This window comes from Paenibacillus sp. HWE-109, assembly GCF_022163125.1.
Lineage (GTDB): Bacteria > Bacillota > Bacilli > Paenibacillales > NBRC-103111 > Paenibacillus_E.
On the sequence record NZ_CP091881.1, the window covers coordinates 7,990,483 to 8,016,596 of the forward strand.

General features: G+C 49.7%; 22 protein-coding genes and 1 riboswitch. Of the genes, 19 read left to right on the forward strand and 3 right to left on the reverse strand.

The features are described from left to right. The first annotated feature begins 233 nt into the window (after positions 1-233). Together LOZ80_RS34475 and LOZ80_RS34480 are read left to right on the forward strand one after the other, a co-directional pair. On the forward strand, positions 234-1,697 hold the full coding sequence (locus tag LOZ80_RS34475) for a catalase (protein ID WP_238168740.1): 1,464 nt from the start codon (positions 234-236) through the stop codon (positions 1,695-1,697). 38 nt (positions 1,698-1,735) lie between these two features. Continuing rightward, on the forward strand, positions 1,736-2,008 hold the full coding sequence (locus LOZ80_RS34480; protein WP_238168741.1) for a Fur family transcriptional regulator: 273 nt from the start codon (positions 1,736-1,738) through the stop codon (positions 2,006-2,008). A 75-nt stretch (positions 2,009-2,083) separates the two neighbouring features. Here the strand turns inward: LOZ80_RS34480 and LOZ80_RS34485 are convergent, their stop codons facing one another. After that, a complete protein-coding gene (locus tag LOZ80_RS34485) occupies positions 2,084-3,163 on the reverse strand; it encodes a stalk domain-containing protein (protein ID WP_238168742.1) in 1,080 nt (359 codons plus the stop codon). A gap of 311 nt (positions 3,164-3,474) precedes the next feature. Beyond that, positions 3,475-3,576: riboswitch (purine riboswitch) on the forward strand. Between the two features lie 179 nt (positions 3,577-3,755). On the opposite strand from LOZ80_RS34485, the gene purE reads away from it, so the two are divergent. The 13 genes from purE to LOZ80_RS34550 all read left to right on the forward strand — a co-directional run bounded on the left by purE (position 3,756) and on the right by LOZ80_RS34550 (position 20,081). Next, positions 3,756-4,241 (forward strand): 5-(carboxyamino)imidazole ribonucleotide mutase, encoded by a 486-nt coding sequence (gene purE, locus LOZ80_RS34490; RefSeq protein WP_079414608.1) that lies wholly within the window; start codon positions 3,756-3,758, stop codon positions 4,239-4,241. Next, positions 4,238-5,410 carry a 5-(carboxyamino)imidazole ribonucleotide synthase gene (gene purK, locus LOZ80_RS34495; protein WP_238168743.1) on the forward strand — a complete coding sequence of 391 codons (1,173 nt, stop codon included), beginning with the start codon at positions 4,238-4,240 and terminating at the stop codon, positions 5,408-5,410. Before purE ends, purK begins: the two co-directional genes overlap by 4 nt. 26 nt (positions 5,411-5,436) lie before the next feature. Then, on the forward strand, positions 5,437-6,732 hold the full coding sequence (purB, locus tag LOZ80_RS34500) for an adenylosuccinate lyase (RefSeq protein ID WP_238168744.1): 1,296 nt from the start codon (positions 5,437-5,439) through the stop codon (positions 6,730-6,732). A 24-nt stretch (positions 6,733-6,756) separates the two neighbouring features. After that, the gene (locus LOZ80_RS34505; protein WP_238168745.1) at positions 6,757-7,656 is read left to right on the forward strand and encodes a phosphoribosylaminoimidazolesuccinocarboxamide synthase; all 900 of its coding nucleotides are present in this window, start codon (positions 6,757-6,759) and stop codon (positions 7,654-7,656) included. A gap of 364 nt (positions 7,657-8,020) precedes the next feature. After that, on the forward strand, positions 8,021-8,260 hold the full coding sequence (purS, locus tag LOZ80_RS34510) for a phosphoribosylformylglycinamidine synthase subunit PurS (protein ID WP_079414612.1): 240 nt from the start codon (positions 8,021-8,023) through the stop codon (positions 8,258-8,260). Positions 8,261-8,300: 40 nt separating this feature from the next. Further along, positions 8,301-8,996 carry a phosphoribosylformylglycinamidine synthase subunit PurQ gene (purQ, locus tag LOZ80_RS34515; protein ID WP_079414613.1) on the forward strand — a complete coding sequence of 232 codons (696 nt, stop codon included), beginning with the start codon at positions 8,301-8,303 and terminating at the stop codon, positions 8,994-8,996. Continuing rightward, positions 8,974-11,217, forward strand: coding sequence for a phosphoribosylformylglycinamidine synthase subunit PurL (gene purL, locus LOZ80_RS34520; RefSeq protein WP_238168746.1), 2,244 nt, complete (start codon positions 8,974-8,976; stop codon positions 11,215-11,217). Before purQ ends, purL begins: the two co-directional genes overlap by 23 nt. Next, complete coding sequence (purF, locus tag LOZ80_RS34525) at positions 11,202-12,734, forward strand: amidophosphoribosyltransferase (protein WP_238168747.1); 1,533 nt, start codon at positions 11,202-11,204, stop codon at positions 12,732-12,734. The genes purL and purF overlap by 16 nt, the downstream gene beginning before the upstream one ends. Positions 12,735-12,830: 96 nt before the next feature. Beyond that, positions 12,831-13,871, forward strand: a complete 1,041-nt coding sequence (gene purM / locus LOZ80_RS34530; RefSeq protein ID WP_238168748.1) for a phosphoribosylformylglycinamidine cyclo-ligase — start codon at positions 12,831-12,833, stop codon at positions 13,869-13,871. Beyond that, the gene (purN, locus tag LOZ80_RS34535; protein WP_238168749.1) at positions 13,871-14,482 is read left to right on the forward strand and encodes a phosphoribosylglycinamide formyltransferase; all 612 of its coding nucleotides are present in this window, start codon (positions 13,871-13,873) and stop codon (positions 14,480-14,482) included. Before purM ends, purN begins: the two co-directional genes overlap by 1 nt. Before the next feature lie 620 nt (positions 14,483-15,102). Then, positions 15,103-16,650 (forward strand): bifunctional phosphoribosylaminoimidazolecarboxamide formyltransferase/IMP cyclohydrolase, encoded by a 1,548-nt coding sequence (purH, locus tag LOZ80_RS34540; protein WP_238168750.1) that lies wholly within the window; start codon positions 15,103-15,105, stop codon positions 16,648-16,650. Positions 16,651-16,718: 68 nt separating this feature from the next. Further along, positions 16,719-17,978 carry a phosphoribosylamine--glycine ligase gene (gene purD / locus LOZ80_RS34545; protein ID WP_238168751.1) on the forward strand — a complete coding sequence of 420 codons (1,260 nt, stop codon included), beginning with the start codon at positions 16,719-16,721 and terminating at the stop codon, positions 17,976-17,978. Between the two features lie 1,149 nt (positions 17,979-19,127). Next, complete coding sequence (locus tag LOZ80_RS34550; RefSeq protein ID WP_238168752.1) at positions 19,128-20,081, forward strand: stalk domain-containing protein; 954 nt, start codon at positions 19,128-19,130, stop codon at positions 20,079-20,081. Positions 20,082-20,594: 513 nt separating this feature from the next. On the opposite strand, the gene LOZ80_RS39240 is transcribed toward LOZ80_RS34550, so the two are convergent. Further along, on the reverse strand, positions 20,595-20,726 hold the full coding sequence (locus tag LOZ80_RS39240) for a hypothetical protein (protein ID WP_283214721.1): 132 nt from the start codon (positions 20,724-20,726) through the stop codon (positions 20,595-20,597). A 160-nt stretch (positions 20,727-20,886) separates the two neighbouring features. Here LOZ80_RS39240 and LOZ80_RS34555 point away from each other — a divergent pair, with 160 nt between their 5' ends. Both LOZ80_RS34555 and LOZ80_RS34560 read left to right on the forward strand, forming a co-directional pair. After that, positions 20,887-21,849 carry an N-acetylmuramoyl-L-alanine amidase gene (locus LOZ80_RS34555; RefSeq protein WP_238168753.1) on the forward strand — a complete coding sequence of 321 codons (963 nt, stop codon included), beginning with the start codon at positions 20,887-20,889 and terminating at the stop codon, positions 21,847-21,849. A gap of 147 nt (positions 21,850-21,996) precedes the next feature. Further along, positions 21,997-22,782 (forward strand): DODA-type extradiol aromatic ring-opening family dioxygenase, encoded by a 786-nt coding sequence (locus LOZ80_RS34560; protein ID WP_238168754.1) that lies wholly within the window; start codon positions 21,997-21,999, stop codon positions 22,780-22,782. A gap of 3 nt (positions 22,783-22,785) precedes the next feature. Here LOZ80_RS34560 and LOZ80_RS34565 read toward each other — a convergent pair whose 3' ends face one another. Then, positions 22,786-23,199 (reverse strand): thiol-disulfide oxidoreductase DCC family protein, encoded by a 414-nt coding sequence (locus LOZ80_RS34565; RefSeq protein ID WP_238168755.1) that lies wholly within the window; start codon positions 23,197-23,199, stop codon positions 22,786-22,788. Positions 23,200-23,525: 326 nt separating this feature from the next. Here LOZ80_RS34565 and LOZ80_RS34570 point away from each other — a divergent pair, with 326 nt between their 5' ends. Further along, positions 23,526-24,605, forward strand: a complete 1,080-nt coding sequence (locus tag LOZ80_RS34570) for a DUF3048 domain-containing protein (protein ID WP_238168756.1) — start codon at positions 23,526-23,528, stop codon at positions 24,603-24,605. 81 nt (positions 24,606-24,686) lie between these two features. Continuing rightward, entirely contained in the window at positions 24,687-26,069 is a 1,383-nt protein-coding gene (locus LOZ80_RS34575) for an ABC transporter substrate-binding protein (protein WP_238168757.1), read from the forward strand. Positions 26,070-26,114: the final 45 nt, after the last annotated feature.

Below are 26,114 nucleotides of genomic sequence, written 5' to 3' on the forward strand. Positions count from 1 at the left end.
AAAGGTTATTGGGTTCGTAAGGAGGCTTGCGAAGGTGCATGGACTTAAAGACCTAGCCGCAGGCTAGTATTTTGTCATTGGGTGGCTAACAAGGAACAAAGAGCCGCGGATAGCCTCTCGTACATGTTTAGTTATTGACAATCATTATCACTTAGAATAAAATGAATACTATATTATAATAATTATAAATAAGAAATTATTATTACAAATTCAACCTACAAAGGAGAATGCAAATGACTCATAATCACTTAACGACGAATCAAGGCGCACCAGTAGGCGATAATCAGAATTCACGGACAGCCGGTCAGAATGGCCCTACGCTTTTGGAGGATTACCATCTTCTAGAGAAGATTGCACATTTCGATCGGGAGCGTATTCCGGAGCGTGTGGTGCATGCGCGTGGAGCGGGAGCGTTTGGAACATTTACGGTTGAAAATGCGATGAAACGCTATACGAAAGCTGGCTTTCTTGCCGAAGCGGGCAAAGAAACGCCTGTGTTCGTTCGCTTCTCGACCGTGATCCACGGTCAAAGCTCACCAGAGACAGCGCGTGATCCGCGTGGCTTTGCGGTGAAGTTTTATACGGAAGAAGGCAATTATGATTTGGTCGGCAACAATTTGCCTGTGTTTTTTATCCGCGATGCGATGAAATTTCCAGATATGGTTCATTCGTTGAAGCCTGCGCCGGACACGAACGTTCAGACGCCTGATCGCTATTGGGATTTCATGTCACTGACACCGGAATCTACGCATATGCTGACATGGGTATTCTCGGATTATGGTACGCCCGCCAACTACCGTGAGATGAACGGCTTTGGTGTCCACGCCTTCAAGTGGATTAACTCCGTTGGCAACTACGTGTATGTGAAATATCACTGGAAGCCGCATCAAGGCGTGCGCAATTTGAGCAAGGCAGAAGCCGCCGCTGTTCAAGGGGAGGATTTCAGCCACGCAACGAGAGACTTGTATGACGCCATCGCACGCGGCGATTTCCCGAAATGGGATCTGCATGTGCAATTGCTGCAGCCAGAGGATCTGGATGTTTATGATTTCGACCCGCTGGACCCAACGAAAGTTTGGCCGGAAGATGTGATTCCGCTGCACAAGGTAGGGACGATGACGTTGAACCGCAATCCGCAGAACTTTTTTGCCGATGTGGAGCAGGCGGCATTTGCACCTAGTGTGTTGGTTGCCGGAATAGAACCATCCGAAGACAAATTGCTGCAAGGACGGCTGTTCTCCTATCCCGACACACAAAGGCACCGTCTAGGCGCAAATTACTTGCAAATTCCAGTGAACTGTCCCTACGCAACTGTGCAAAATAACCAACGGGACGGCGCTATGCAAATGAAGCCGCAGGCCGGCAGTATCAACTATGAGCCAACTCGTCATGCGGATGAGCCTAAGGAAGCACCCGAGTATCGGGACAGCAGCACTCCTCTTCACGGAAGTGCAACTCGGCAAAAGATTGCCAAAACGAATGATTTCGCCCAAGCCGGCGACACCTTCCGCAGCTTCAGCGAGCAGGAGCAGGCGAACTTCATTTCCAATTTAGTCGGTGACCTGTCCTCGGTGCATGAGAAATCGAAGCTGCTGGCGATCTGCAATTTCTATCGGGCGGATGCGAAGCTCGGGGAAAACCTTGCGGCAGGGTTGAACGTAGATATTTCAGGCTATTTACAGCACTTGAACCGCTAACTTATAAAAAGCAGCAACTCGTAGAGGAGGTTTCCAGAATGGTCCATCATGATCTTGAACAAGCGCTGCAGCGCATGCGTTCCAAAAACATTCCATTAACCCCGCAGCGGTATGCGTTATTGGAGTATCTGTACGCGCAACGCAGCTATACGACGGTGAAAGATATTTGTGAAGCGTTAATAGTCAAATATCCGACGATTAATGCGATGACAGTGAACAGCAGTCTGCACGTATTTAAACAGCTTGGTTTGGTGAAAGAGCTCGCCGTGATCGGAAGCTCCATACGATATGAAGCTGCTTTAAGCTCATAAGGGTAAAAAGAAGCGCCCCACTCGCTACAAAGAGGATCTAGCCTCGAGTAGTCGATTGGGGCGCTTTCATTATCTCTATTTTACCGCTGCAAAAGCTGACAATGGAATCGGGAATCCTAGAATGCCCATCACATAAGGAACGTATTCGTACAGGCCAAAGTATACGACAACCGTGTCATCTTTCAAATAAAAGCCCTGATCGTCACGGATGGATTCGAAGGGTTCGAGTAGATCGGATTCCAATTGTCTTTCTTTCAATTGCTTTTTGATCTCTTGATTGATGATAGTCTTGTAATTGGTATTAGTCGACGTCACCTGCTGAAGGCTCAGCTCATTCCCTGTATCCAGATCGAACGTATGAGCATCGTGGGTGGTGAACCCGTGGGCGCCGCCTGTAAATGTATATACTTCGAAGTAGAGACTAAGTTTGTGCTTCTGATTGTACGTGATTTGATAATTAACATCCATAGAATAGGGATACTCGTTGCCGCTTTTGCTTAGCTCTTTGTTGGCGGCATCTTTATATTTCTCGATCTCGCTTTGAATGAATGTGTTAATTTTCGCGCTTGCCGCGGAATTGGCCCAACCTTCAATTTGAGGGTAATCTATCGTAATATTCTGATTGTCGGTGATCTTTTTCGAATCGGACTTGTTCGTCAAGGTGAGTTCGTTTTCTTGAATTTTAGTAATCGAAACTACATGGTTTTGATCGTTGTATCCGATTTGGTAACCCATTTGTTCAAGGAGCAAGCGCAGTGGCAAGTAGGTGGTTCCGTCCACGATGACAGGCGGCAGCGGTTTGAAAAATTCACGACCATTCATCGAGTATTGGGTGCTTTGATTCATCATGCTCATTTTCTTGTTAGGGGCGCTGACGGTAACTGTTTTGGTAGCCTCATCCCAGGCTGTCGTTAAGCCAAGCTTTTGACTGAGAAAAGCAAGGCCGACATAGGTGTCGCCGTCTACCGATTTGCCGCCTGGCACTTCCAGTAGTTGATCTTCGATCTGGATCTTCAAAGGGGCAAGCTTAATCTCGAAATCGCTGCTCTCCGTCTGTGCATAAACGCTTGCCTGCTGTAGCAGGGCTGGACTAGCAGCGACTAGCAGGGCTGTGGCCAAAGTGATTTTCAGTAATGCGGGCATATTCTTTTTCATTAATATCTCTCCTTTGTGGCGTTTATGTAGTGATTTATGAATTAGACGATGCGCCTGTTTAGAAGGTTCGAAGTATTTTTTTTGGATTTGTCGAAAATAATTGAACGCGCTTTCCGCGAATCTATTCGCGTATATGGATCATGTAAGGAGGAGTGAAAACGGAAAAGAAGATATAAACCGGTGTTTATTGGGAAAACAATGCCTAAAAACGAACTATACGAAAGAATTAGTTAAAAAACGTTCGCTTTTTGAAATTGACATGGCACGTCAGTTGGTAGTAAACTAGGGAAGCGGGAAATGAACCCGCACTAATTGAAAATGTCGAATCAACTCGTATAAAATCAGGGATAAGGCCTGAAAGTTTCTACCCAAAAACCATGAATTTTTGGACTACGAGGAAGCGAATGAGGGGAACCATAGGAAGACGATGGTCTTTTTGCATTCGGTTCTTTTGCTGTCCACGGATAGAATCATGTATTCTAGCTCTGGGCGTTTTTTGGGTTTAGAGGTGGACTGGTTTGAAATTATTGGAAATGAAAGTTTTGAAAGCCAAGCTTTCAAAACGACTTAACTATATGAGAGTGGGTTTGAGATGACGGTACGTGTTGGTGTCATAATGGGAAGCCAGTCGGATTGGGAAACGATGAAGCACGCATGCGACATGCTGGAAGAGCTCGGAGTGCCATACGAGAAAAAGGTGGTTTCTGCGCACAGAACGCCAGATTTGATGTTTGAATATGCAGCCGCGGCAGCAGGTCGTGGGATCCAAGTGATTATTGCCGGAGCAGGCGGGGCGGCGCATCTACCAGGAATGGTAGCAGCCAAAACGGAGCTACCGGTTATTGGTGTTCCCGTGAAGACGTCCACGCTGAACGGACTGGATTCCTTGCTGTCCATCGTGCAAATGCCAGGCGGCATTCCGGTTGCTACGGTGGCTATCGGCCATGCAGGCGCAACGAACGCAGGCTTACTGGCAGCGCAAATCCTCGGCGCCTTCGAACCGGAGCTGCAAGCGAAGGTCAGAGCACGTCGTGAGCGCATCGCGCAAACGGTGATCGAAAGCAGTGACCTGCTATGACAGCAGCAGATGGCAAGATCATCAAGCCCGGCGGCACGATCGGCGTCCTGGGTGGCGGGCAGTTAGGCCGCATGCTGGCCTTGGCCGGCCGCAATATGGGGTATCGCTTCGTGACGCTCGACCCGACGGAAGACGCGCCTTGCGGTCAAGTCGCCGATGAGCAGATCCTGGCGAACTTCGACGATGTCGAAGCCGCGAGGAAGCTGGCGGCGCGCTCGGATGTGATCACGTACGAATTCGAGAACGTCGATGCCCACGTCACGAATATTTTGATGAACGAATCCTATGTTCCCCAAGGGAGCGAACTTTTATATACAACCCAGCATCGTCTGAGGGAAAAGAGAGCGATTGAAGCTGCTGGCGTGCCTGTTGCGCCTTATGCGGAAATCAACAGCGCAGCGGCGCTCCATGAAGCAGTTATTCGCTTCGGCACACCCTGCGTGCTCAAGACGGCTACTGGCGGCTATGACGGCAAAGGCCAATGGGTCATTCGCTCTTTAGATGAAGTCGAAGAAGCCTACGAGACACTGAGCCGCGCCAAAACCGAGCTGGTACTCGAACAATTCATTCATTTTGACAAAGAATTATCCGTCATTGCAGCGAGAAGTCCTCGTGGGGAAGTGAAAGCTTTCCCGGCAGCGGAAAACATACATGTACATAACATCCTGCATCAATCCATCGTACCGGCTCGCATACCAGCGGAAGTGCAGCAGGAAGCAGAGCAGCTGGCCATTCGCATCGCCGAATCGCTTGGCGTCATCGGATTGATTGCTGTTGAGCTGTTTTTAACGAAGGATGGTCAGCTTTATGTGAATGAGCTGGCGCCACGCCCGCACAATTCCGGTCATTACACGATGGAAGCGTGCCGAACTTCGCAGTTCGAGCAGCATGTTCGCGCGATATGCAACCTGCCGCTGGGTTCAACAGAGCTTCTGACCCCTGTCGTGATGGTGAATCTGCTTGGTGAACATATCGAGCCGCTGCAAAGCGTAATCGACCAGCCAGGCTTTCTCGAAGATGAGGATTTAGGCGTAAGCGCGAAGGTTCATCTGTATGGCAAGAAAGAAGCCAAAGAGAAACGCAAGATGGGACATATCAATCTCCTGGCAAGCAACGTGCAGCATGCACTGACTTGGATAGAACGCACGAGCATTTGGGAAAGTAAGTAAATGATAATTATTGGAGGAACGGCACAATGATCGAACGTTATACGCGCCCGGAAATGGCGAACATTTGGACGGAACAAAACAAGTTTCAAGCATGGTTGGAAGTTGAAATTCTTTCTTGCGAGGCTTGGTCTGAGCTTGGCGTCATTCCTAAGGAAGATGTGAAGGTGCTGCGCGAGAACGCAAGCTTCAACATCGACCGCATTTACGAAATCGAGCAAGAGACGCGTCATGACGTGATCGCCTTCACAAGAGCCGTGTCCGAAACGCTCGGGCCTGAGCGCAAATGGGTTCACTACGGTTTAACATCGACCGACGTTGTTGATACAGCACTTGGCTACTTGTTGAGACAAGCGAACGAGATCTTGGACAAAGACATTCAGAATTTCATTGAAATCCTTCGCAATAAAGCGATTGAACATAAAGATACAGCGATGATGGGCAGAACGCATGGGGTGCATGCAGAGCCGACGACTTTTGGTCTGAAAATGGCGCTTTGGTACGAGGAAATGAAGCGTAACCTGGAGCGTTTCCGTTTTGCCGCTGATGGCGTACAATTCGGTAAAATCTCCGGTGCTGTCGGTACTTACGCGAACATCGACCCATTCGTTGAGCAATATGTGTGTGACAAATTGGGCACGAAAGCTGCCCCGATCTCGACGCAAACTTTGCAGCGTGATCGTCACGCGGAATACATGGCAACACTGGCTTTGGTTGCTACTTCCTTGGATAAATTCGCAACAGAAATTCGCGCGCTTCAGAAGAGTGAGTTCCGTGAAGTGGAAGAGCCATTCGCTAAGGGTCAAAAAGGCTCCTCCGCGATGCCGCACAAGCGCAACCCGATCGGCTGCGAAAGCATCTCCGGCCTGTCCCGCGTGATTCGCGGACATATGGTTTCCGCTTATGAGAACGTGACGCTGTGGCACGAGCGCGATATCTCGCACTCCTCCGTTGAGCGTATTATCCTGCCGGATGCAACGCAATTGCTCAACTACATGCTGAACCGCCTAGGCAACATCATCAAGAACTTGACGGTGTTCCCTGAGAACATGAAACGCAACATGCGCAGCACGTATGATGTTCCTTTCTCCGGCCGCGTGATGACGAAGCTGATCGACAAAGGCTTTTCGCGTGAGCAAGCGTACGATACGGTTCAACCAAGAGCGATGCAAGCTTGGGAAGAACAACGTTCTTTCCGCGACATCGTAGAGAGTGCTTCCGTTATTACTGAGGCTTTAAGCCCGGCAGAAATCGCAGACTGCTTCGATCCGAGCTGGCATTTGAAACACGTTGACACGATCTTTGACCGTTTAGGTTTGAAATAGCATTTGCAATGAGGGGAGAGGGGAATGTTGGCTGTGATCACGAAAATCCTTGATTCAGCGGTAGAGCTGGTGAAAGCGCCGCTTGTTCACAAAGGCAAAGTGCGCGAGTTGTATGATTTGGGAGAGAACTTCTTGATCGTCGTAACGGACCGCATCTCGGCGTTCGACTATATGTTGAAACCGGATGTTCCGGACAAGGGCTACGTGCTGAATGCACTGAGCAAATACTGGTTCAACGTGACGAGCGGTTATATGAAGAACCATATCGTCCACACGGACGTGGAACAACTTCACGCTGTCATTCCTGACGCAGCGGCGCGAGAGCTTCTGAAGGAGCGAATTATTGTCGCCAAAAAAGCAGAGCGCATCTCCATCGAGTGTGTAGTTCGCGGCTACATCACAGGTAATGGCTGGAGACAGTACGCTCAGACCGGCGAGATTAATGGCCGCAAGCTGCCTGAAGGACTGCGAAAGAATCAACGGCTGGAAGATCCGATTTTCACGCCTGCGGCGAAAAATGATGTTGGTCATGATGAAGACATTTCCGTGGAACAAATGGCGGCGTTGGTCGGTGAGAACCTGACTTACGAGCTGCAAGAGAAAAGCATCATGCTTTACACGCTTGCGCATGCGATTTGTGAGCAAAAAGGCATTATTTTAGCAGATACCAAATTCGAATTCGGCATTTATGCCGGTGAACTTATTATTATTGATGAGATTTTCACGCCGGATTCCTCCCGTTATTGGTCACAAGAAAATTATGCGCTCGATATCGAGATTGATTCGATGGACAAAGAGCCCGTTCGTACGTACTTGGCGGGTTCGGGCTGGGACAAAAACAGCGAGCCAGACGAGCTTCCGGCTTCTGTTGTGGAAGAGACGTCCAATCGGTATAAAGAGATTTTGCGTCGTTTGACGGAGTAGGGGATTGCAGGGGGCTTAATTGCCAGGGCTGACATGTAGCGGGGCTTTAGTTTGAGCGGATGCTCGTCCTAAGATCACACATTCGTGTGTGCCCCCGGCCTCGGAATGGGGAATAAGAGCCTTTAGGGCCTCTTATTTTCAGGGAATTGAGCAATAAATACAGAATAAGAGCCCTTAAAGCCTCTTATTTGCATGAAAACCAATGAAATAGCTGCCTTTTAGAGGAATAAGAGTCCCTAGAAGCTTCTATTTCATCAAAAGTGGAAGAAAAATGAGAAATAAGAGCCCTTAGGGACTTCTAAATGGGCTCCTAACTATGCCGCTGCCAGATCAACTGGCGAATAACGCTAAGGAGAGATTACAAATGAAAGCAACGGTCTACGTAACGATCAAGCAGAACGTATTGGATGTTCAAGGAACTGCGGTGCAAGGAGCGCTTCATTCGATGGGGTTTGAGGAAGTTGGCAAGGTGCGCATTGGCAAATATTTGGAGCTTGAGCTGGGAACAACGGATAAAGCAGAAGCAGAAGCACGCGTGAAAGCTATGTGCGAGAAGTTGCTTGCGAACACGGTTATCGAAGACTACCGCTACGAGTTGGCGTAACATACCGAATAGGCTTACCACTTAAAAGGAGGAACACGTCATGAATTTTGCGGTTCTCGTTTTTCCGGGATCGAACTGCGATATCGATTTGTACAAAGCAATCGAAGATTCAATCGGTGAACCGGTTGACTACGTATGGCATACAGAAAGCGACTTGTCTAAATATGATTGCATCCTAGTACCAGGCGGATTCTCTTATGGGGATTACCTGCGCTGCGGAGCTATCGCACAATTTACGAATGTTATGAAATCCGTTGTGAAAGCGGCGGAAGAAGGCAAATACATTCTAGGTATTTGTAACGGATTCCAAGTATTGACGGAAGCAAGATTATTGCCAGGAGCGCTGCTGCGCAACAATGGCATGAAGTTCCGCTGTCACCAAACGGCGCTCAAAGTAGAGAACAACACGACGGCTTTCACGCGTGACTATGCGGAAGGCGAGATCATCACGATCCCTATCGCTCATGGCGAAGGCAATTATTATTGTGATGATGCAACACTGAAAGAATTGCAAGAAAACAAACAAATCGTGTTCCGTTATGAAGCAGGCAGCAACCCGAACGGATCATTGGACGATATTGCAGGAATCAGCAACAAAGCAGGCAATGTTGTTGGCATGATGCCCCATCCGGAACGTGCGGTTCACGAGATTCTGGGCTCAGCAGACGGCAAGAAAATGTTCACATCAATTCTAAGCGCTTGGAGGGAGAAACATGACGCAGCAGCTATCCGCTAAGGAACCATCAGCCGAACAAATCGCGGAACAGAAAATTTACAAGCAAATGGGCGTAACCGACGAAGAGTTTGCCAAAATTTGCGGCTTCCTTGGACGCAATCCGAACTATGTGGAGATCGGCGTATTCAGCGTTATGTGGTCCGAGCATTGCTCTTACAAAAATTCCAAACCGGTACTTCGCAAATTCCCTGTTACAGGACCTCGCGTTCTGATGGGACCTGGCGAAGGCGCAGGGATTGTAGATATCGGTGACAACCAAGCCGTCGTTTTCAAAATTGAAAGTCATAACCACCCTTCCGCAATCGAGCCTTACCAAGGCGCGGCGACAGGTGTGGGCGGTATTATTCGTGATATTTTCTCCATGGGCGCGCGCCCTGTAGCGCTGCTGAACTCCTTGCGTTTCGGCAAGCTGCAAAACGATCGTGTGAAGTACTTGTTCGAGCACGTAGTATCCGGTATCGCAGGCTACGGGAACTGTATCGGGATTCCAACAGTTGGCGGCGAAGTGATGTTCGACGAAAGCTACGAAGGAAACCCGCTTGTTAACGCCATGTGCGTCGGTCTCATCGACCACGACATGATTCAACGCGGTGTTGCCAAAGGTGTTGGCAACCCAGTGTTCTACGTAGGGCCGGCAACGGGCCGCGACGGCATTCACGGTGCGACATTCGCGTCCGAAGAGCTGACGGCTGAGTCTGAAGCCAAGCGTCCAGCGGTGCAAGTTGGCGATCCTTTCATGGAAAAGCTTGTGCTGGAAGCATGCTTAGAGTTAATCGATTCCGGCATCGTGCTCGGAATTCAAGATATGGGCGCAGCGGGACTCACTTGTTCCAGCGCTGAGATGGCAAGTAAAGCAGGCAACGGCATGGAGTTGTACCTGGATGAAGTGCCGCAGCGCGAAGACGGCATGACAGCATATGAAATGATGCTGTCTGAGTCTCAAGAGCGTATGCTTTTCGTGGTTGAGCCGAAGCATGAGGCGCAAGCCAAGGGCATCTTCGAGCGCTGGGGTCTCCACTGCGCCAAAGTCGGCAAGGTAACCGATGACGGTTACCTGAAATTGATCCACCACGGTGAAGTCGTGGGGAACATGCCTGTTGGCGCTCTCGTCGACGAGTGCCCGGTGTACAATAAGCCGAGCAAAGTACCGGCTTATTACGAAGCTAGCGCAGCCATCGATACAACCCGTTACCCAGAGGTAACGAAGTTGACAGATGCGCTTAAATCGGTGCTCGCGTCACCGACGGTAGCGAGCAAAGAGTGGGTGTACAACCAGTATGACTACATGGTTCGTACGGAAACAGCTGTGCGTCCGGGATCGGATGCAGCGGTTGTAACGATTCGCGGAACCCGCAAGGGCCTCGCAATGACAACCGACTGCAACGGGCGCTACGTGTATCTGGATCCGGAAGTTGGCGGACGGATCGCCGTTTCTGAAGCAGCGCGCAACGTGGTCTGCTCCGGCGCTGAGCCGCTGGCTGTAACGGACAACTTGAATTTCGGCAGCCCGGATAAGCCGGAAATCTTCTGGCAGTTGGAGAAATCCACAGACGGTATGGCAGAAGCTTGCCGCTTCCTGGATACGCCGGTTATCGGCGGAAATGTCTCGCTGTACAACGAGAATTCCAAAGGCGCGATCTACCCGACGCCAGTCATCGGGATGGTTGGTCTTGTTCATGACATCGACCACATCACGACACAAAATTTCAAAAACGAAGGCGACATCATCATCCTGCTCGGCGAGACGAAAGCAGAACTCGGCGGCAGCGAATTCCAATATGTGATTCATAATGTAACAGAAGGACGTCCACCAGAGCTTGACTTGGCTACCGAGAAGCGCCTGCAAAACGCTGTTTTGAAAGCCATTCAAGAAGGTCTTGTCGCTTCTGCGCATGACTTGTCCGAAGGCGGCTTGGCTGTAGCTTTGGCTGAAAGCTGTATCAGTGGCAGCGTTGGCGCAGCCGTTAACGTAACGTCTGAGCTTCGCCCTGATTTCGCATTGTTCAGTGAAACGCAGTCCCGTATTCTTCTGAGCGCAACACCTGACAAAGCAGACGCATTGAAGCACTGGATTGCTTCCCAAGGCGTGCCGTATGAAGAAATCGGAACTGTAACAGGTACAGATTTGACGATCAAAATCAACAACGAACAGCGTCTCCAGTCTCCGGTAAGCGAGCTGGCGAAAGTCTGGAAGGATGCGATCCCATGTCTAATGGCATAAAGCAATCCGAGGCCCTGAAGCTTCCTGCGGCTCCCCTGGTTACACTTGGGGAGGCTCAGCATGAGCTTTGGACTGGCGAGTATTTCAACGAGGGTGTAGGCGGCCAAGGCGGATTGTTTGATAAGCTGAATGAAGAGTGTGGCGTGTTCGGGGTGTATGGTCATCCTGAAGCATCCTCGCTGTGCTACTACGGGCTTCATGCCCTGCAGCATCGCGGACAGGAAAGCGCCGGCATTTGTACAGTCGAAGACGGTAAGTTCAACTATTATCGCGGCATGGGACTTGCCAAAGAGGTGTTTACGAACGATAATCTGCATCCTCTGACAGGTTCTACGGCGATCGCGCATGTGCGCTATTCAACAGCTGGCGAAAGCAAGCTGGCGAATGCACAGCCGCTCGTATTCAAGTACCGCGAGGGCGACCTGGCGATTGCGACGAACGGCAACCTCGATAATGCGAATATTATCAAGCGGGAGCTTGAGCGTAAGGGATCTATTTTCCAAACGACCAGCGATACCGAAGTTCTGGCGCATTTGATTGCTCGTTCGGAACATGATGATATCGTGGATGCGGTGAAGGATGCTTTGCATCAAGTGGTTGGCGGATTCGCCTTCTTGATCATTACCAAAGATAAGTTGATTGCTGCGCTCGATCCGAATGGATTGCGTCCTTTCATGATTGGCCGCCTTGGTGATGCGTACTTGTTCGCTTCCGAGACCTGCGCTTTTGATGCCGTGGGAGCGACGTACTTCCGTGATGTGCAGCCTGGTGAGATTATTGTGCTGGATCGCGACGGCTTCCATTCGGAACAGTTTGTGGAGGGTGGCAAGCGTGCGATCTGTGCGATGGAGTACATTTACTTCGCTCGTCCAGACAGCGATATCGACACGGTGAACATTCACTCTGCGCGTAAGCGGATGGGGAAACGTTTGGCGATGGAAGCGTTCGTGGACGCGGATATCGTGACGGGCGTGCCGGATTCCAGTATTTCGGCGGCAATTGGCTTTGCGGAACAAACGGGCATCCCGTATGAGCTGGGTCTGATTAAGAACCGCTATACAGGCCGAACGTTCATCATTCCAAGCCAAGAGCTGCGCGAGCAAGGGGTCAAAATGAAGCTGAGCGCTGTGCGCAAAGTGGTTGAAGGCAAACGCGTGGTCATGATCGATGATTCCATCGTTCGTGGAACAACGTCGCTGCGCATCGTCAACTTGCTGAGAGAAGCTGGCGCTACGGAAGTGCATGTGCGGATTTCTTCGCCGCCATTCATGAACCCTTGCTATTACGGGATTGATACCCCGGACCGCAAGGAACTGATCGCTGCGATGAATTCCATCGAAGAAATTCGCAAGGCGATCAATGCGGATTCCCTTCATTTTTTAACCAAAGAGGGACTGCTTGATTCGATCGGTCAAGGTTCGGCAGGAGCGGCGAGCGGATATTGCACGGCTTGTTTCGATAACAGCTATCCAACGGAAATCGTCGATGTGACGAAAGTTGGTTGTGCTTGCGATTAATTGGGTAATCAATAGGGAAATGCTAAAAATTGGAATACACAACGGGAGGGCCGGACGCCCCCCGATACATAGACAAAACTAAGGAGTGGAAGCGACGTGTCAGATGCTTACAAAAAGGCTGGAGTCGATATCGCAGCAGGGAACGAAGCCGTAGAACGGATGAAAAAGCACGTCAAACGGACATTCCGTCCTGAAGTGTTAACGGACCTCGGAGGCTTCGGCGGGCTGTTCAGCTTGAACAAAGACAAGTATGAGGAGCCTGTGCTCGTATCGGGTACGGATGGCGTGGGCACGAAGCTGAAGATCGCTTTTGCAATGGATAAGCATGATACGATCGGGATTGACGCTGTTGCGATGTGTGTGAACGATATTATCGTTCAAGGCGCAGAGCCGCTGTTCTTCCTTGATTATCTGGCTTGCGATAAAGTTATTCCTGAGAAAATTGAAGCAATTGTTAAAGGGATCGCTGATGGTTGTGCGCAGTCTGGCTGCTCACTGATCGGCGGGGAAACGGCGGAAATGCCGGGCATGTATGCGTCAGGGGAGTATGACATTGCCGGCTTTACGGTTGGAATCGTCGACAAGAAAAAGATCATCGACGGTACAACAATTCGTCCTGGAGACGTAGTTCTAGGTCTGGCTTCAAGCGGCGTGCACAGCAACGGGTTCTCTCTTGTGCGCAAGCTTTTGCTGGAAGATGGCGGTTATACGCTGCAAGGGCATGTGGAAGAGCTGGGCGACAAGCTGGGGAATGTGCTCCTTGAGCCAACGAAGCTGTATGTGAAGCCGGTTCTGGCGATGCTGGAAGATGTAGCGATCAAAGGGATGGCGCATATTACAGGCGGCGGTTTCATCGAAAATATTCCACGCGTTTTGCCGGAAGGCGTAAATGTAGAGATCCATTACGGCTCATGGCCGATTCTTCCGATCTTCGCGCTGATGCAGCGTGAGGGCGGCATTTCGAACAACGATATGTTCCGTACGTTCAACATGGGGATTGGTATGGTTGTGATCGTGAACGCAGACGATGCTGAGAAAGCTATTGCAGCAGCTGAAGCGCAAGGCGAGAAAGCCTACCGACTTGGTGTTGTAACCGAGGGCGAGCGTGTCGTGACGTTCCAAGGAGCTGAGGTGTAATGCAGCCTTACCGGATCGCGATTTTTGCTTCGGGCAGCGGCTCTAATTTCCAGGCGATCGTGGACCAGGTACAGAAGGGGAAGCTTGATGTCAGCATCGAGCTTCTTGTCTGTGACCGCCCCAAAGCCTACGTGGTTGAGCGCGCCAAGGAAGCGAAAGTGCCAATGTTCGTGTTCAGTCCAAAGGAATATGAAAGCCGCGAGGCTTATGAAGCTCTCATTCTGAAGGAGCTTGTAGAGCGTCAGGTTGATCTGATCGTGATGGCTGGCTACATGCGGATTATTACGGATGTGCTGGTTGGGCCTTATTATGGGCGGATGATCAACATTCACCCATCGCTGCTGCCGTCTTTTCCGGGCGTGCGCGCGATTGAGCAAGCCGTCGAGTACGGCGTGAAGCAAACCGGCGTCACCGTGCACTTCGTGGACGGCGGCCTGGACTCGGGCCCGATTATTGCGCAGCGCGCCGTGGAGATCCACGAGCACGAGACCGCGGAATCGCTCGCGGAGCGGATTCATGCGGCCGAGCATGTGCTGCTGCCGCAGGTGATCCGCTGGCTGCGCGAGGCTCGCGTGAGCCTGGATGGCCGCAGGGTTGGCGTGCGGCTTTAAGGCTGTTTCGCAGCGCTAAGTCAGGCAGCTGGTCAGAATTGGCTGCTTTAAGGCTGATTAACAGCGTTAAAGAGACGGTTTCCCCGCATGAGGCGGAGATAGGCCAAGGTTAAGGCTGTTTCTCAGCGCTAAGTCAGGCAGCTGGTCAGAATTGGCTGCTTTAAGGCTGATTAACAGCGTTAAAGAGGCGGTTTTCCCGCATGAGGCGGAGATAGGCCGAGGTTAAGGCTGTTTCGCAGCGCTAAGTCAGGCAGCTGCTCAGAGTTAGCTGCTTTAAAGCTGATTTACAGCGTTAAAGAGGCGGTTTCCCCGCATGAGGCGGAGATAGGCCGAAGTTAAGGCTGTTTCGCAGCGCTAAGTCAGGCTGCCGGTCAGAATTGGCTGCTTTAAGGCTGATTAACAGCGTTAAAGAGGCGGTTTTCCCTCATGAGGCGGAGATAGGCCGAAGTTAAGGCTGTTTCGCAGTCTTAAGTCAGGCTGCCGGTCAGAATTAGCTGCTTTAAGGCTGATTAACAGCGTTAAAGATTCGGTTTCCCCGAAGAGGCCGAAGTTATTTTCATTTTTCAACGCGAAAAGCACTCGTAAACTATCTATAAATTCAATTTCTGGGAGGAAGCATAGTGGCAATCAAAAGAGCACTCATCAGCGTTTTCGATAAAACGGGTATCGTTGAATTCGCAAGCGAGCTGACGAAGCTGGGCGTTGAGATCATATCCACAGGCGGTACGCTAAGTTTGTTGAAGGATAAAGGGGTACCGGTTATCGGTATTTCGGAAGTGACAGGATTCCCGGAGATCATGGATGGCCGCGTCAAAACGCTGCATCCGAACGTCCACGGCGGATTACTGGCTGTTCGTGACAACGTAGAGCACCAAGAGAGCATGAAGAAGCTTGGCTTGGAGTATATTGATTTGGTTGTTGTGAATTTGTATCCTTTTGCGGAGACGATTGCGAAGCCGGATGTGACTTACGAAGATGCGATCGAGAACATCGATATCGGTGGACCGACGATGCTTCGTTCTGCAGCGAAAAACCATGCGTTCGTTTCCGTTATCGTCGACACGACTGACTATGCCAAAGTGTTGGAAGAAGTCCAGGAGACAGGCGACACGACGCTGGAAACGCGCAAGCGTTTGGCAGCCAAAGTGTTCCGTCACACAGGAGCTTACGATGCTTTGATTGGCGACTATTTGACTGGCCTGCAAGGCGAGCCTTACCCAGAGCGCTACACGGTAACTTATGAGAAAATGCAAGAGCTTCGCTACGGGGAGAACCCGCATCAAAGCGCGGCTTTCTACCGCAAGCCGAATGCAGCTGCCGGGAACATTACGACGGCTGAACAATTGCATGGTAAAGAATTATCCTACAACAATATTAATGATGCGAATACAGCCCTTCAAATTGTCAAAGAATTCAGCGAGCCAGCGGTTGTAGCCGTTAAGCACATGAATCCTTGCGGCGTAGGCATTGGTACAAATGTACTTGAAGCTTATACCAAAGCGTACAATGCTGATCCTACGTCCATCTTCGGTGGTATCGTAGCGGCTAACCGTGCGATTGATGAGGCGACAGCGCAATTGCTGCATGAGATTTTCCTGGAAATCGTCATTGCGCCTGATTTTACACCGGAAGCGCTCGATATCCTGTCCAAAAAGAAAAACATCCGCTTGCTTAAAGTTAGCGGCTTAGATACGATCGCTGGTCGCCAATCAGAGCCAGTGCTGACAACCGTTGAAGGCGGCATGCTCGTTCAAGCGAGCGATGCTTACCAATTGACGGAAGCTGATCTGAAAGTTGTTTCTGAGCGTCAACCGACAGCGGAAGAGATGAAGCAACTGCTTTTCGCATGGAAAGTAGTTAAGCACGTTAAATCCAATGCGATTGTCCTCGTTGCAGACGATATGACCGTAGGTGTGGGCGCTGGTCAAATGAACCGCGTGGGTGCTGCCAAAATTGCCATCGAGCAAGCTGGCGAGAAGTCCAAAGGTTCTGTGCTTTCCTCCGATGCGTTCTTCCCAATGGGCGACACGCTCGAAATGGCAGCAAAAGCTGGCATCACTGCTGTGATTCAGCCAGGCGGCTCGATCAAAGATGAAGAATCCATTCGCGTTGCGAACGAAAATGGCATTGCTATGGTCATGACGGGCGTACGTCATTTTAAACACTAAAAACAACTGAGAATGCTCACGATCGTTTCTGAGACCGTGGGCATTCCCCATGAGAGGGGACTATAACCATGCGTGTACTAGTTATTGGACGAGGCGGGCGTGAGCACGCGATTGTGTGGTCATTGAGCAAAAGCCCAAAAATCAGCAAATTGTTCTGCGCGCCGGGGAACGGCGGGATTGCCGGTTTGGCCGAGTGCGTGCCGATTACGGAGCTGCAATTCGAGGAAATCAGCACATTTGCGAAGGAGCAAGCGATTGATCTGGTCATGGTAGCTCCTGATGATCCGTTAGCTGCAGGTTTGGTCGACCATTTGGAAGCCAAAGGCATCGCCGCTTTCGGACCGCGCGCTAATGCAGCGATTATCGAGGGCAGCAAGGTTTTCATGAAGGAACTTTTGAAAAAATACAGCATTCCTACAGCTGCCTATGAATCCTTTGACGCATATGAGCCAGCACTGGCTTACTTGCGTACACAAACAGCGCCGATCGTGATCAAAGCAGACGGTTTGGCTGCTGGCAAAGGCGTGACCGTTGCTCAGACGATGGAAGAAGCGGAAGCTGCGCTGAAAGATATTATGGTGGACCAAGTGTTCGGCAAATCCGGCGCGAGCGTCGTCATTGAGGAATTCCTGACAGGACAAGAGATGTCTTTGCTGGCTTTCGTGGATGGCTCCACAGTTCGTCTGATGGTGCCTTCGCAGGATCACAAGCCTGTGTTTGACAACGACAAAGGGCCAAATACGGGCGGAATGGGGACTTACTCACCGCTGCCGCATATTCGTGAATCCATCGTGCAAGAGGCGCTTGAGAAAATCGTGCAGCCAACGGCAGATGCCATGGTTGCAGAAGGCCGCCCGTTCAAGGGTGTGCTGTATGCAGGTCTGATTTTGACCCCGAATGGTGTGAAAACGATCGAGTTCAACGCGCGCTTCGGAGATCCGGAGACGCAGGTTATTTTGCCAAGATTGCAAACGGATCTGCTGGATATTTTCCTGGCGATCAACAACGGGACGCTGGCTGAGCAGCCGATCGAGTGGAGCGAAGACGCAGCGGTTTGTGTCATTGTGGCTTCACCGGGCTATCCGGCCGCATATCCTAAGGGTCTGCCGATTACGGGGCTGGATCAGGTTCAAGATTCGCTCGTGTTCCACGCGGGGACAGCTATCGAGGACGGTCAAATCGTTACCAACGGCGGGCGCGTGCTGGGCATCACAGGAATCGGCAAAGATATTATCGAAGCTCGTCAGAAAGCTTATGCCGATTTGGATCGGATTCATTTTGACGGGAAACATTACCGGACGGATATTGCGATGAAGGCTTTGAAATAAATAAAACCCGAAGGGGAAAAGGGATATAAGTTCAAGTCTTTTATTGTCCTCCGGCAAGTCATCACCACCCGGGGGGATACAAAACTGGGTGGTCTATTATGTTTCTTAACTTTCAACAAAATGTCTGTTTTGTTGAAAGATTGAACGGGAACAAATGATTTGGTAAGAGGTCATGGTAAGTCTAGTACCGCAAAAAAAAGGCTGCCAAACAAAGAATTTTCTTGTTGGCAGCCTTTTTCATATCAATTATGAGTTATGTCCTAATAATGAACTAAAAAATTAATTACCGTAAAGACAAAAACCTTGATGTATAGCGACATTAATAAGTTCAACTCCCCGCCTGTACAACCGATCGCCACGTTTCTCAGAAACGAAGAGGCAGGTTGATTAAGTCGTTTTCGTCGACAAAGAATATCCTCCCTAATGGGCTTATACGCATCTAAAGCACGAACGATCTTGGGGGTAAGCATAAATTTTCACTCTTTATCCCCTATACCAATTATTGATATCGTAGATTGTAACGATTCTTGTAAGTATCCACTCTTAAATTTGTCCTGTAGAGTATCAAATTCAATATTTAGTACTTCAATTCGACTTATTTCCTGTTGGCTTTGATTGAAGGTAAGCAGTTTTAACAAAACGCCAGTTTTTGTATCAACCCACATTTAATTCGGTTTATAGAGTTGAAGACTGTTTGTGCTGGCAATCATCCGGAAGAAGCACGGCTTCCGGTGACTGCGGCCAATATGCCGCCCATATTCAGTCATGAACGTGTGTTTGAAACCCCCTTAATGACGGTTCCCGATAAATAAAATATATGCAGTAATTTGTAATATGATGTAAAATGTTAGTGTATGATATAACATACATAGGAGGATTTAACTTCATGATGAAATAATATTATGTAATTCCGACATCAATTACTATTGAGGTGGGCATCTTTTCGGCCGGTGTTTATGCGGATGGGGTAGTCAGTTGGGGACAGTCGAAGAAGAAGAGTAATTGGTTATATTAGGAGTTGAATAGAGATTATTAGAGGAGCAGGATGCATTTATTGAGAGTTCAAATCTCTCTTCCTCTTTTTATTATGGGACGAAAGGGTAACACCCTAAGAGTCTCAAAAATACATAAGAAGCGCGAGGAATAGAAATGAAGAATTTATTCAGTAAAAAAGTTTCAGCAATCATTGCAATTGTATCACTAGCTGTATCGGCAGGAACTTTAGCCTATGCTGATTCAGCACTTAAGCAAATCACAGCATATCAAAATCAAGCATTAAAAGTAACTGTCAATGGTAGTGAAGTTGATATGTCCAGTGAAGATGGGACTATGTATCCAGTGGTTTATGATGGCCATAGCTATGTATCTGCGAAAGCAGTTGCAGAAGCTATGGGAGGTTCTGTTAAATGGAATAACTCAACTCAAACAGTTGAGATCACTAGTGGAACTCGTACTGGTTCTGGAATTCCAGACAAAGACAATACTACTAAACCAACACCTAAACCTACTGCAGCACCTACTCCTCCTCCAGTAACTAAACCGTCTGAAGGATCTTCTAACTCTGGTACAGTATCCAGTGGGGAGTCGGTGGCCTATACAGATATTTATAACAATCCTTACTCAAAAGGTCATTGGAAAGCAAATTATAAAGTAAGCGTAAATAAAGTAACGCCAGTTACTGCTGAACAGGTTGTAGAATTAGGATTCAAGAAACCGGATGCTACTTCTACTACTAGTTGGGCTTTAGTTGATGTTACAGTGAAAGCTGACAACATTACTTATACTCAGGTAAAACCAGATCCAGGTAGTGAATATAGCTACATATCTAGTATTGTTCCTCAGTTCTCAGGAGTGACTGTAGCTGATAAAAGTGCTAAGATTATTGGAGTAACTGATTATGGATTCGATGGTTCTTTTAGTAGAAACTTGGGTGATGCTCTTGGTTCTGATAATAAGATTAAACCGGGTGAGACAAAGTCTTATAATGTCTCTGGTAAAATCTTAGTTACTCTATTTAAAGGTCAAAGTAATATGCTTTGGATTCGTCAACAGGATAGTACCGTAGAGTTTGACTCAAGTGCTCTCTATATTAAACTTAACTAATCTGCTATAATTCGTAGTTATAAAAGAGAGACTCAATCTACTACGGATTGAGTCTCTAATTATATCAATGAATATGCAATACAATGGATGTATGTTGAGTTGCAGGAAAGTACATCAAGTAGTTGATTATTAATTAGCAATATATAATTAGGAACATGTACCGTTTGCTACTATAAGCAATGCAAGACACTGTTTATAATTTATATTGACATAATAGTTGGTATAACACTGGTCATAAAGTCTTCAATATTATAGTTAAGATACTAGGTAGTGAGGTGGAAGATAAGTCCACACTCACTTTTTCTTTGTATTACGGAAAGAATAGATAAACAAAATATACACTATATTGACCAATGTCAGTAAACTATTGCTATGTTAGCAAAGACAATTCTACATACAGTAAATACAAGCAATATAAATGACACTTATGTAACTAATTCAGACCAATTAGTTAAACTAGCATATACGGTATGTGGAGATGTAGTGAAGACAAACATTATTCTTGCGCCAACCTTACTTTTTATCATTAGTGCCCCTAATGAGCTTGTCCTTATGTTTATAGACGAACCATACCGCAACGAGTACACCAACGATTAAAACAAGGGACAGCCACTCTTGAGAAACGAAGTTCCAGAGGTTGTGCATGGGAGTGCCTCCTTCCGTTTATGCGTGAGGATAGTTTTGGCAATAGTGTCAGGATTCATGCATATGTCGCAGTCTAGCAGGAGTTTCCAAAGCAAAAAGCGAAATTAGCAAGATCATACGCGTTCTTTGGTACGGGATAGAGATAGATGGGGGAAGCTTAGTGAAAAGAGATGGAATTCAGACACGGCGAGTCTTGTATGTAGTGCTTTTGATTAGTTTTGCGGTGACAGCCTTAGTGTATAGATCGAACATGAAGTCTGTCGTTCAACCGACCGCTGAGGTCACTCAGCCGAGGGAGTCGGAGCTGCCTATAGAAGCAGTTCTAGCTAAGGTGGGCTCGGCGCCTGAGATGGCGATTGTAATATCAGAACCAACAGTGCAGCCGACAGTGCAGCCTGCGGTGCAAGCAGTGGGCGAGGCTGAAGCGCAGGCAACGGCACAACCAACCGTGCAACCAACACCGGGGGCTGCTGCCCACAAGGCCAAGTCGTCCGGCAAGCTCGTCATGCTCGACCCGGGACATCAGCGCCAAGGGAACAACACGCCTGAGCAGGTGGGCCCTGATGTTAGGGACACCAAGCCAGCTGTCAGCTCCGGGACGGTCGGTGTCCGCACGAAAAAAGCGGAATATGTTCTCAACCTGGAGGTTTCGTTGTTGATCAAGGCTCAGCTCGAGCGCCGCGGCATCGAAGTTGCGATGACGCGCGAGACGCATGACGTCGATATCAGCAACAAACAGCGCGCAGAGATGGCGAATGAAGCCGGAGCGGCACTCGCTGTGCGCATTCATGCGGATGGGGATAGTTCACCCAAGACCAAAGGGTTCTCCGTACTGTATCCGTCTGCTTCCACGGCAGCCGTTAAGCCGATTGCGGCAGAGAGCCGTCAGGCGGCGGGCTACCTTGTGGAACATTTGAAGGCTGCAACTGAGGCGTCCGGAAGAGGACTCTCAGCGAGGAGCGATTTGTCAGGGTTCAATTGGTCCCAAGTGCCGGTCGTGTTAGTGGAGCTGGGCTTTATGACGAATCCGGAAGAGGACGAGCTCATGTCCGAGCCGGAGTATCAGAAAAAGCTGGCCGCAGGCATTGCTGACGGGATTGAGCAATTTATGACAAGCAGATGAGATGATCGCTGGGAGTATAGGAATATCAAGCCATAAATACACTGAAAACCGAAACCGCCCCCCAAAGGCGGTTTTATTTATACCTAAAGGCGTATAATGTAGGAGATAGGATGGTTTTTCCAACTCATGGATGAAGGAGGGTGTGCGATGCTGCCAACGTTTTTTATAGCTCATGGAACACCAAGTTTGGTCATAGAGCAGCATGCTTACACCGAGTTTCTGCAGAAGCTGGCCCGAAGCATTCCCAGACCCAAAGCGATCGTGCTGTTCAGTGCGCACTGGGAAAGTGACGTACAGAAAATTAGCGCTGCCATTCATCCGGAAACGATCTATGATTTTACGGGCTTTTCGGAGAAACTTTATACCATTAAGTACCCAGCTAAAGGAGATTTGACGCTTAGTTTACATATACAGCGGTTATTCCAAGAGGATGGCATTCGGTGCGAGCTGGATGATGAGCGCGGGCTGGACCATGGAGCATGGGGGCCGCTTACTATGATGTACCCGGATGCGGACATTCCGGTAGTCACGTTGTCGGTGAATCCGCGGCTAACCGCGGAAGAGCATTACCGCATTGGTGCCGCGTTAGGCGCTTTGCGGGAGGAGGATGTGCTGATCCTCGGCAGCGGCGGGACGGTTCATAATGTAAGGCGGCTGGACCGGAATAATCCAGTACCCCAGGTATGGGCTGTGGAGTTCGACGAGTGGCTGGCGGAGCAGCTGGAGACGTGGAATCTAGAGGCGTTGGTTCGATACGACGAAAGAGCGCCTAATGTGCGTGAGGCGGTTCCGACGCCGGAGCATTTTGTCCCGCTGCTGCTGGCGATGGGCGCAGCGGATACGACGCGCAGAGCGAAGCTGCTGCATCACAGCTTCCAGATGGGCACGCTCAGCTTGTGCTGCTGGATGTTCGGGGCGAAGCGGAAGTCGTAGCCGCTAGTCGAGAAAGCGCTGCTTATATGCCGGCGTTGGCAGCATGCACTGCTCAGTTTGGCCGAACCAGCGGTAGCGATTGCGCGCGATGAAGCCGTAGACGAGATTCCTCAGCGGAGCAGGAATGAGAATGGCGGCGTAGGCTGCAGGCCATGCGCCACGCAGCCGCCGGGCGATGCGCAGCGCCGCGGTTGAGCGGGTATAGGCGCGGCCGCCTTCGATCAGCACAATCGTGCTGATGATATCTGTCGGCAGATTGTGCCGCGCAAGCAGTTGTTGGCCGATAGCGGACTGCAAGGACGCGAAGCGAAAGATGCCTTCAGGGTCATTCCGCAGGATGAACTGCACAGCTCCGCTGCAAAGGTTGCAGACCCCATCGAACAGGACGATGGCAGGGTCATGGGTTGGTTGCGTCATGGCGATGTCTCCTTCTTGGGAAAGCGTGGCGGTTGCTTCTAGTATACCGAATTGGAGCGCTGGCTCCAATTGTTTATCCTTGGTCCCAGAGGTGAGCCGTGGGAACTAGAGGGAAAAGCTGGCGCTATTTTCAGCAAATTAGCTATATGTGGCAGATGAACTGGAAATCTTATTTTCCAGTTAATGATCCAATGTTAACGGGAACCCGTCCAATTAGAGGGAGGAAATCCCGTTATTTTCCTTTTCGTGTCTTCTATTTTTCTCTTCCCTAGCATATCTATTTACTAGAACGATAGACTAATTTTAGAAGAAGAGGTGTAGCTCTGTTGAAAACATTGCCGATTCTACGCAAACACACGCTCAGCACCTGGCTTGTCCTTGGATGCTCTGTTATCACCCTTGTTGGGTGCAGCAATACGTCACCTGCCGTTCCTTCGCCTAGTCCGCAAGCTACCGCAACGCCGTCCGCCGCCGTGTCGCCGGCTACCAAACCAGCTTCAACCGCCGTTGATACGACGCTGCCGTTCAAATTCCCGCTGACGGGCCTGCCCACAGATACAGAAGTGAAGAGCCGCCCCTTCATGGTTATGGTCGAGAACGCACCGCAAGCCAGGCCGCAGACCGGCCTTGATCAGGCCGACATCGTGTATGAAATTCTCGCAGAGGGCGAGATTACGAGATTCGTCTCCGTATTCCAAAGCCATCCGGCGCAGACGATCGGTCCGGTGCGCAGCATTCGGCCTTATTTCGTAGAAATCGGCGATGCGCTCGATGCGGTGATCGTGCATGCCGGCTGGAGCCAGGAGGCTATGGATATGATGGCCGGCCGCAAGCTGTCCCATCTCGATGAAGTCTACGGGGATGGCGCCTATTACTGGCGGTCCACGGAACGCAAAGCGCCGCACAATCTCTATACCTCTGTGGATAAAATGAAGCAGGGCGCCAAGGCGCACAATTTCCGCGCGGAGTGGAACGGGCCGCTGCTCACTTTTGCTAAGGAAGGCCAGAATAAGCTGACCGGCGCAGCTGTGAACTACATTCAAATTCCTTATATCAAAGGGTATTTCGCTTCATATGACTACGATGCCGCCGAAGGCGTGTACAAGCGCAGCATGGAAGGCAAGCCGCATTTGGATAAAGAGAGCGGCAAGCAGCTGCAAGCGAGGAACCTGCTCGTACTGGAGAGCAAGCATAAGATTGTGGATAAAGAGGGCCGCCGGGAAGTTGATGTTTTCGGGCCGGGCAAGGGCGTTATTCTGCAAGAGGGACAATCCCAGTCCATAACGTGGGAACGCAAAAACGGTCTGCTGCGCGCATACGACGACAAAGGGATCGAAGTACCGCTGCTGCCAGGCAATACGTGGGTTCAGATCGTGCCGGAAGGGACGCAATTGAAGATGGAGTAGCAGAATTTACAATCGCTTTACACAACGCTAATCGTACACGCACATTGGAATCCTATGATTAGAAGTCATAGGAGGGATATCATGAACAAATTTCAACGTAAAATTTCCATACCTGTTTATCTGGTATTTATTATGCTTTTGTTTGGTGTTTTCGGCATTAGCTATTCGATTTGGGGCAAGCAAACGATTGCGAAGGGATCGGAAGCCGCCTCATCGGCATCGACCGTTCAAGAAGTGAAGAAAGTCGTTTGGTGGCACGCCATGAGCGGCGATAACGGCAAAGCTGTGGACAAGCTGGTTACCAATTTTAACACAACCCATAAAGATATCCAGGTAGAAGCGGTATACCAAGGTTCCTACTACGATAGTCTGACCAAGCTCAAAGCATCCATCGGTTCCAAAATGGGGCCGACCATGGCGCAGGTCTACGATGTCGGGACACAGTTCATGATTGATTCGAAGGCAATTACGCCTATTCAGCAATTCATTACTCGGGATAAATACGATGTATCTCAATTAGACGAGGCTATTCTGGGCACCTACATCGTGCGAAATACGCAGTATTCGATGCCGTTCAATGCCTCTAACCCTATTCTCTATTACAACAAAGCTTTGTTCCAAGCAGCCGGGCTGAATCCGGAGAAACCGCCGGTTTATTACGATGAACTTGCGCAAGCCGCTAAGCAGATCACGAGAAACGGCGTGTGGGGCGCTTATTTTGGCATACAAAGCTGGTATATGGAGCAGCTCCTTGCTAATCAAGGCGCAGAACTTGTCAATAACGGCAACGGACGTGATGGTGCAGCAACGGCTTGGCAGATGAACGGTTCAGAAGGCGTCAAGACACTCGCATGGTGGAAGGGGCTGATCGACGACAAGGCCGCGCTCTATCCTTCAGGCAAAAGCGATGAGTCGAAGAAGCTATTCGCTGAAGGCAAGGTTGCGATGATTTTCGATACAACGGCATCGCTGCGCGATATTCTCGACACCGTTGATGGCCGGTTCGAGGTAGGGACGGGCTTTTTCCCGAAAGCGGATCAAAAGGATAGCGGAGGCGTCGGGGTAGGCGGAGCTAGCAATTGGATAATGAACAACAAGAGCGAGGCTGAGCAGCAAGCGGCTTGGGTGTTCATCCAGTATTTGTCTGAACCTGAGCAGCAGGCTTTCTTCCACGTTAGCACGGGGTATTTTCCGATAACGAAGAAAGCTTATGAGCAGCCCATTGTGCAGGACAATATGAAACAGTTCCCGCAGTTCAAGACAGCTATCGACCAACACGATGCAGCGAAGCTGAATCATGCGACGCAAGGCGCTGTTGTGGGCGTCTATCCGGATGCGAGGAAGCTGACGGAGAACGCCATTAACCAGGCGCTAAGCGGCCAGATGTCGCCTAAGGAGGCGCTCGACAGCGCAGCGCGAGAAATCGGTATTAAAATTGAGGAGTACAATCAAATTGTGAAATAGGGGCGCATGCGCTATGTGATGGAGCGCCTGCGGTTTCCTAATGCA

Coding starts and splice junctions, on each gene's coding strand:
- LOZ80_RS34475 (WP_238168740.1), top strand. CDS start 234: ATGACTCATAATCACTTAACGACGAATCAAGGCGCACCAGTAGGCGAT.
- LOZ80_RS34480 (WP_238168741.1), top strand. CDS start 1,736: ATGGTCCATCATGATCTTGAACAAGCGCTGCAGCGCATGCGTTCCAAA.
- LOZ80_RS34485 (WP_238168742.1), bottom strand. CDS start 3,163: ATGAAAAAGAATATGCCCGCATTACTGAAAATCACTTTGGCCACAGCC.
- purE (WP_079414608.1), top strand. CDS start 3,756: ATGACGGTACGTGTTGGTGTCATAATGGGAAGCCAGTCGGATTGGGAA.
- purK (WP_238168743.1), top strand. CDS start 4,238: ATGACAGCAGCAGATGGCAAGATCATCAAGCCCGGCGGCACGATCGGC.
- purB (WP_238168744.1), top strand. CDS start 5,437: ATGATCGAACGTTATACGCGCCCGGAAATGGCGAACATTTGGACGGAA.
- LOZ80_RS34505 (WP_238168745.1), top strand. CDS start 6,757: ATGTTGGCTGTGATCACGAAAATCCTTGATTCAGCGGTAGAGCTGGTG.
- purS (WP_079414612.1), top strand. CDS start 8,021: ATGAAAGCAACGGTCTACGTAACGATCAAGCAGAACGTATTGGATGTT.
- purQ (WP_079414613.1), top strand. CDS start 8,301: ATGAATTTTGCGGTTCTCGTTTTTCCGGGATCGAACTGCGATATCGAT.
- purL (WP_238168746.1), top strand. CDS start 8,974: ATGACGCAGCAGCTATCCGCTAAGGAACCATCAGCCGAACAAATCGCG.
- purF (WP_238168747.1), top strand. CDS start 11,202: ATGTCTAATGGCATAAAGCAATCCGAGGCCCTGAAGCTTCCTGCGGCT.
- purN (WP_238168749.1), top strand. CDS start 13,871: ATGCAGCCTTACCGGATCGCGATTTTTGCTTCGGGCAGCGGCTCTAAT.
- purD (WP_238168751.1), top strand. CDS start 16,719: ATGCGTGTACTAGTTATTGGACGAGGCGGGCGTGAGCACGCGATTGTG.
- LOZ80_RS34550 (WP_238168752.1), top strand. CDS start 19,128: ATGAAGAATTTATTCAGTAAAAAAGTTTCAGCAATCATTGCAATTGTA.
- LOZ80_RS39240 (WP_283214721.1), bottom strand. CDS start 20,726: ATGCACAACCTCTGGAACTTCGTTTCTCAAGAGTGGCTGTCCCTTGTT.
- LOZ80_RS34560 (WP_238168754.1), top strand. CDS start 21,997: ATGCTGCCAACGTTTTTTATAGCTCATGGAACACCAAGTTTGGTCATA.
- LOZ80_RS34565 (WP_238168755.1), bottom strand. CDS start 23,199: ATGACGCAACCAACCCATGACCCTGCCATCGTCCTGTTCGATGGGGTC.
- LOZ80_RS34575 (WP_238168757.1), top strand. CDS start 24,687: ATGAACAAATTTCAACGTAAAATTTCCATACCTGTTTATCTGGTATTT.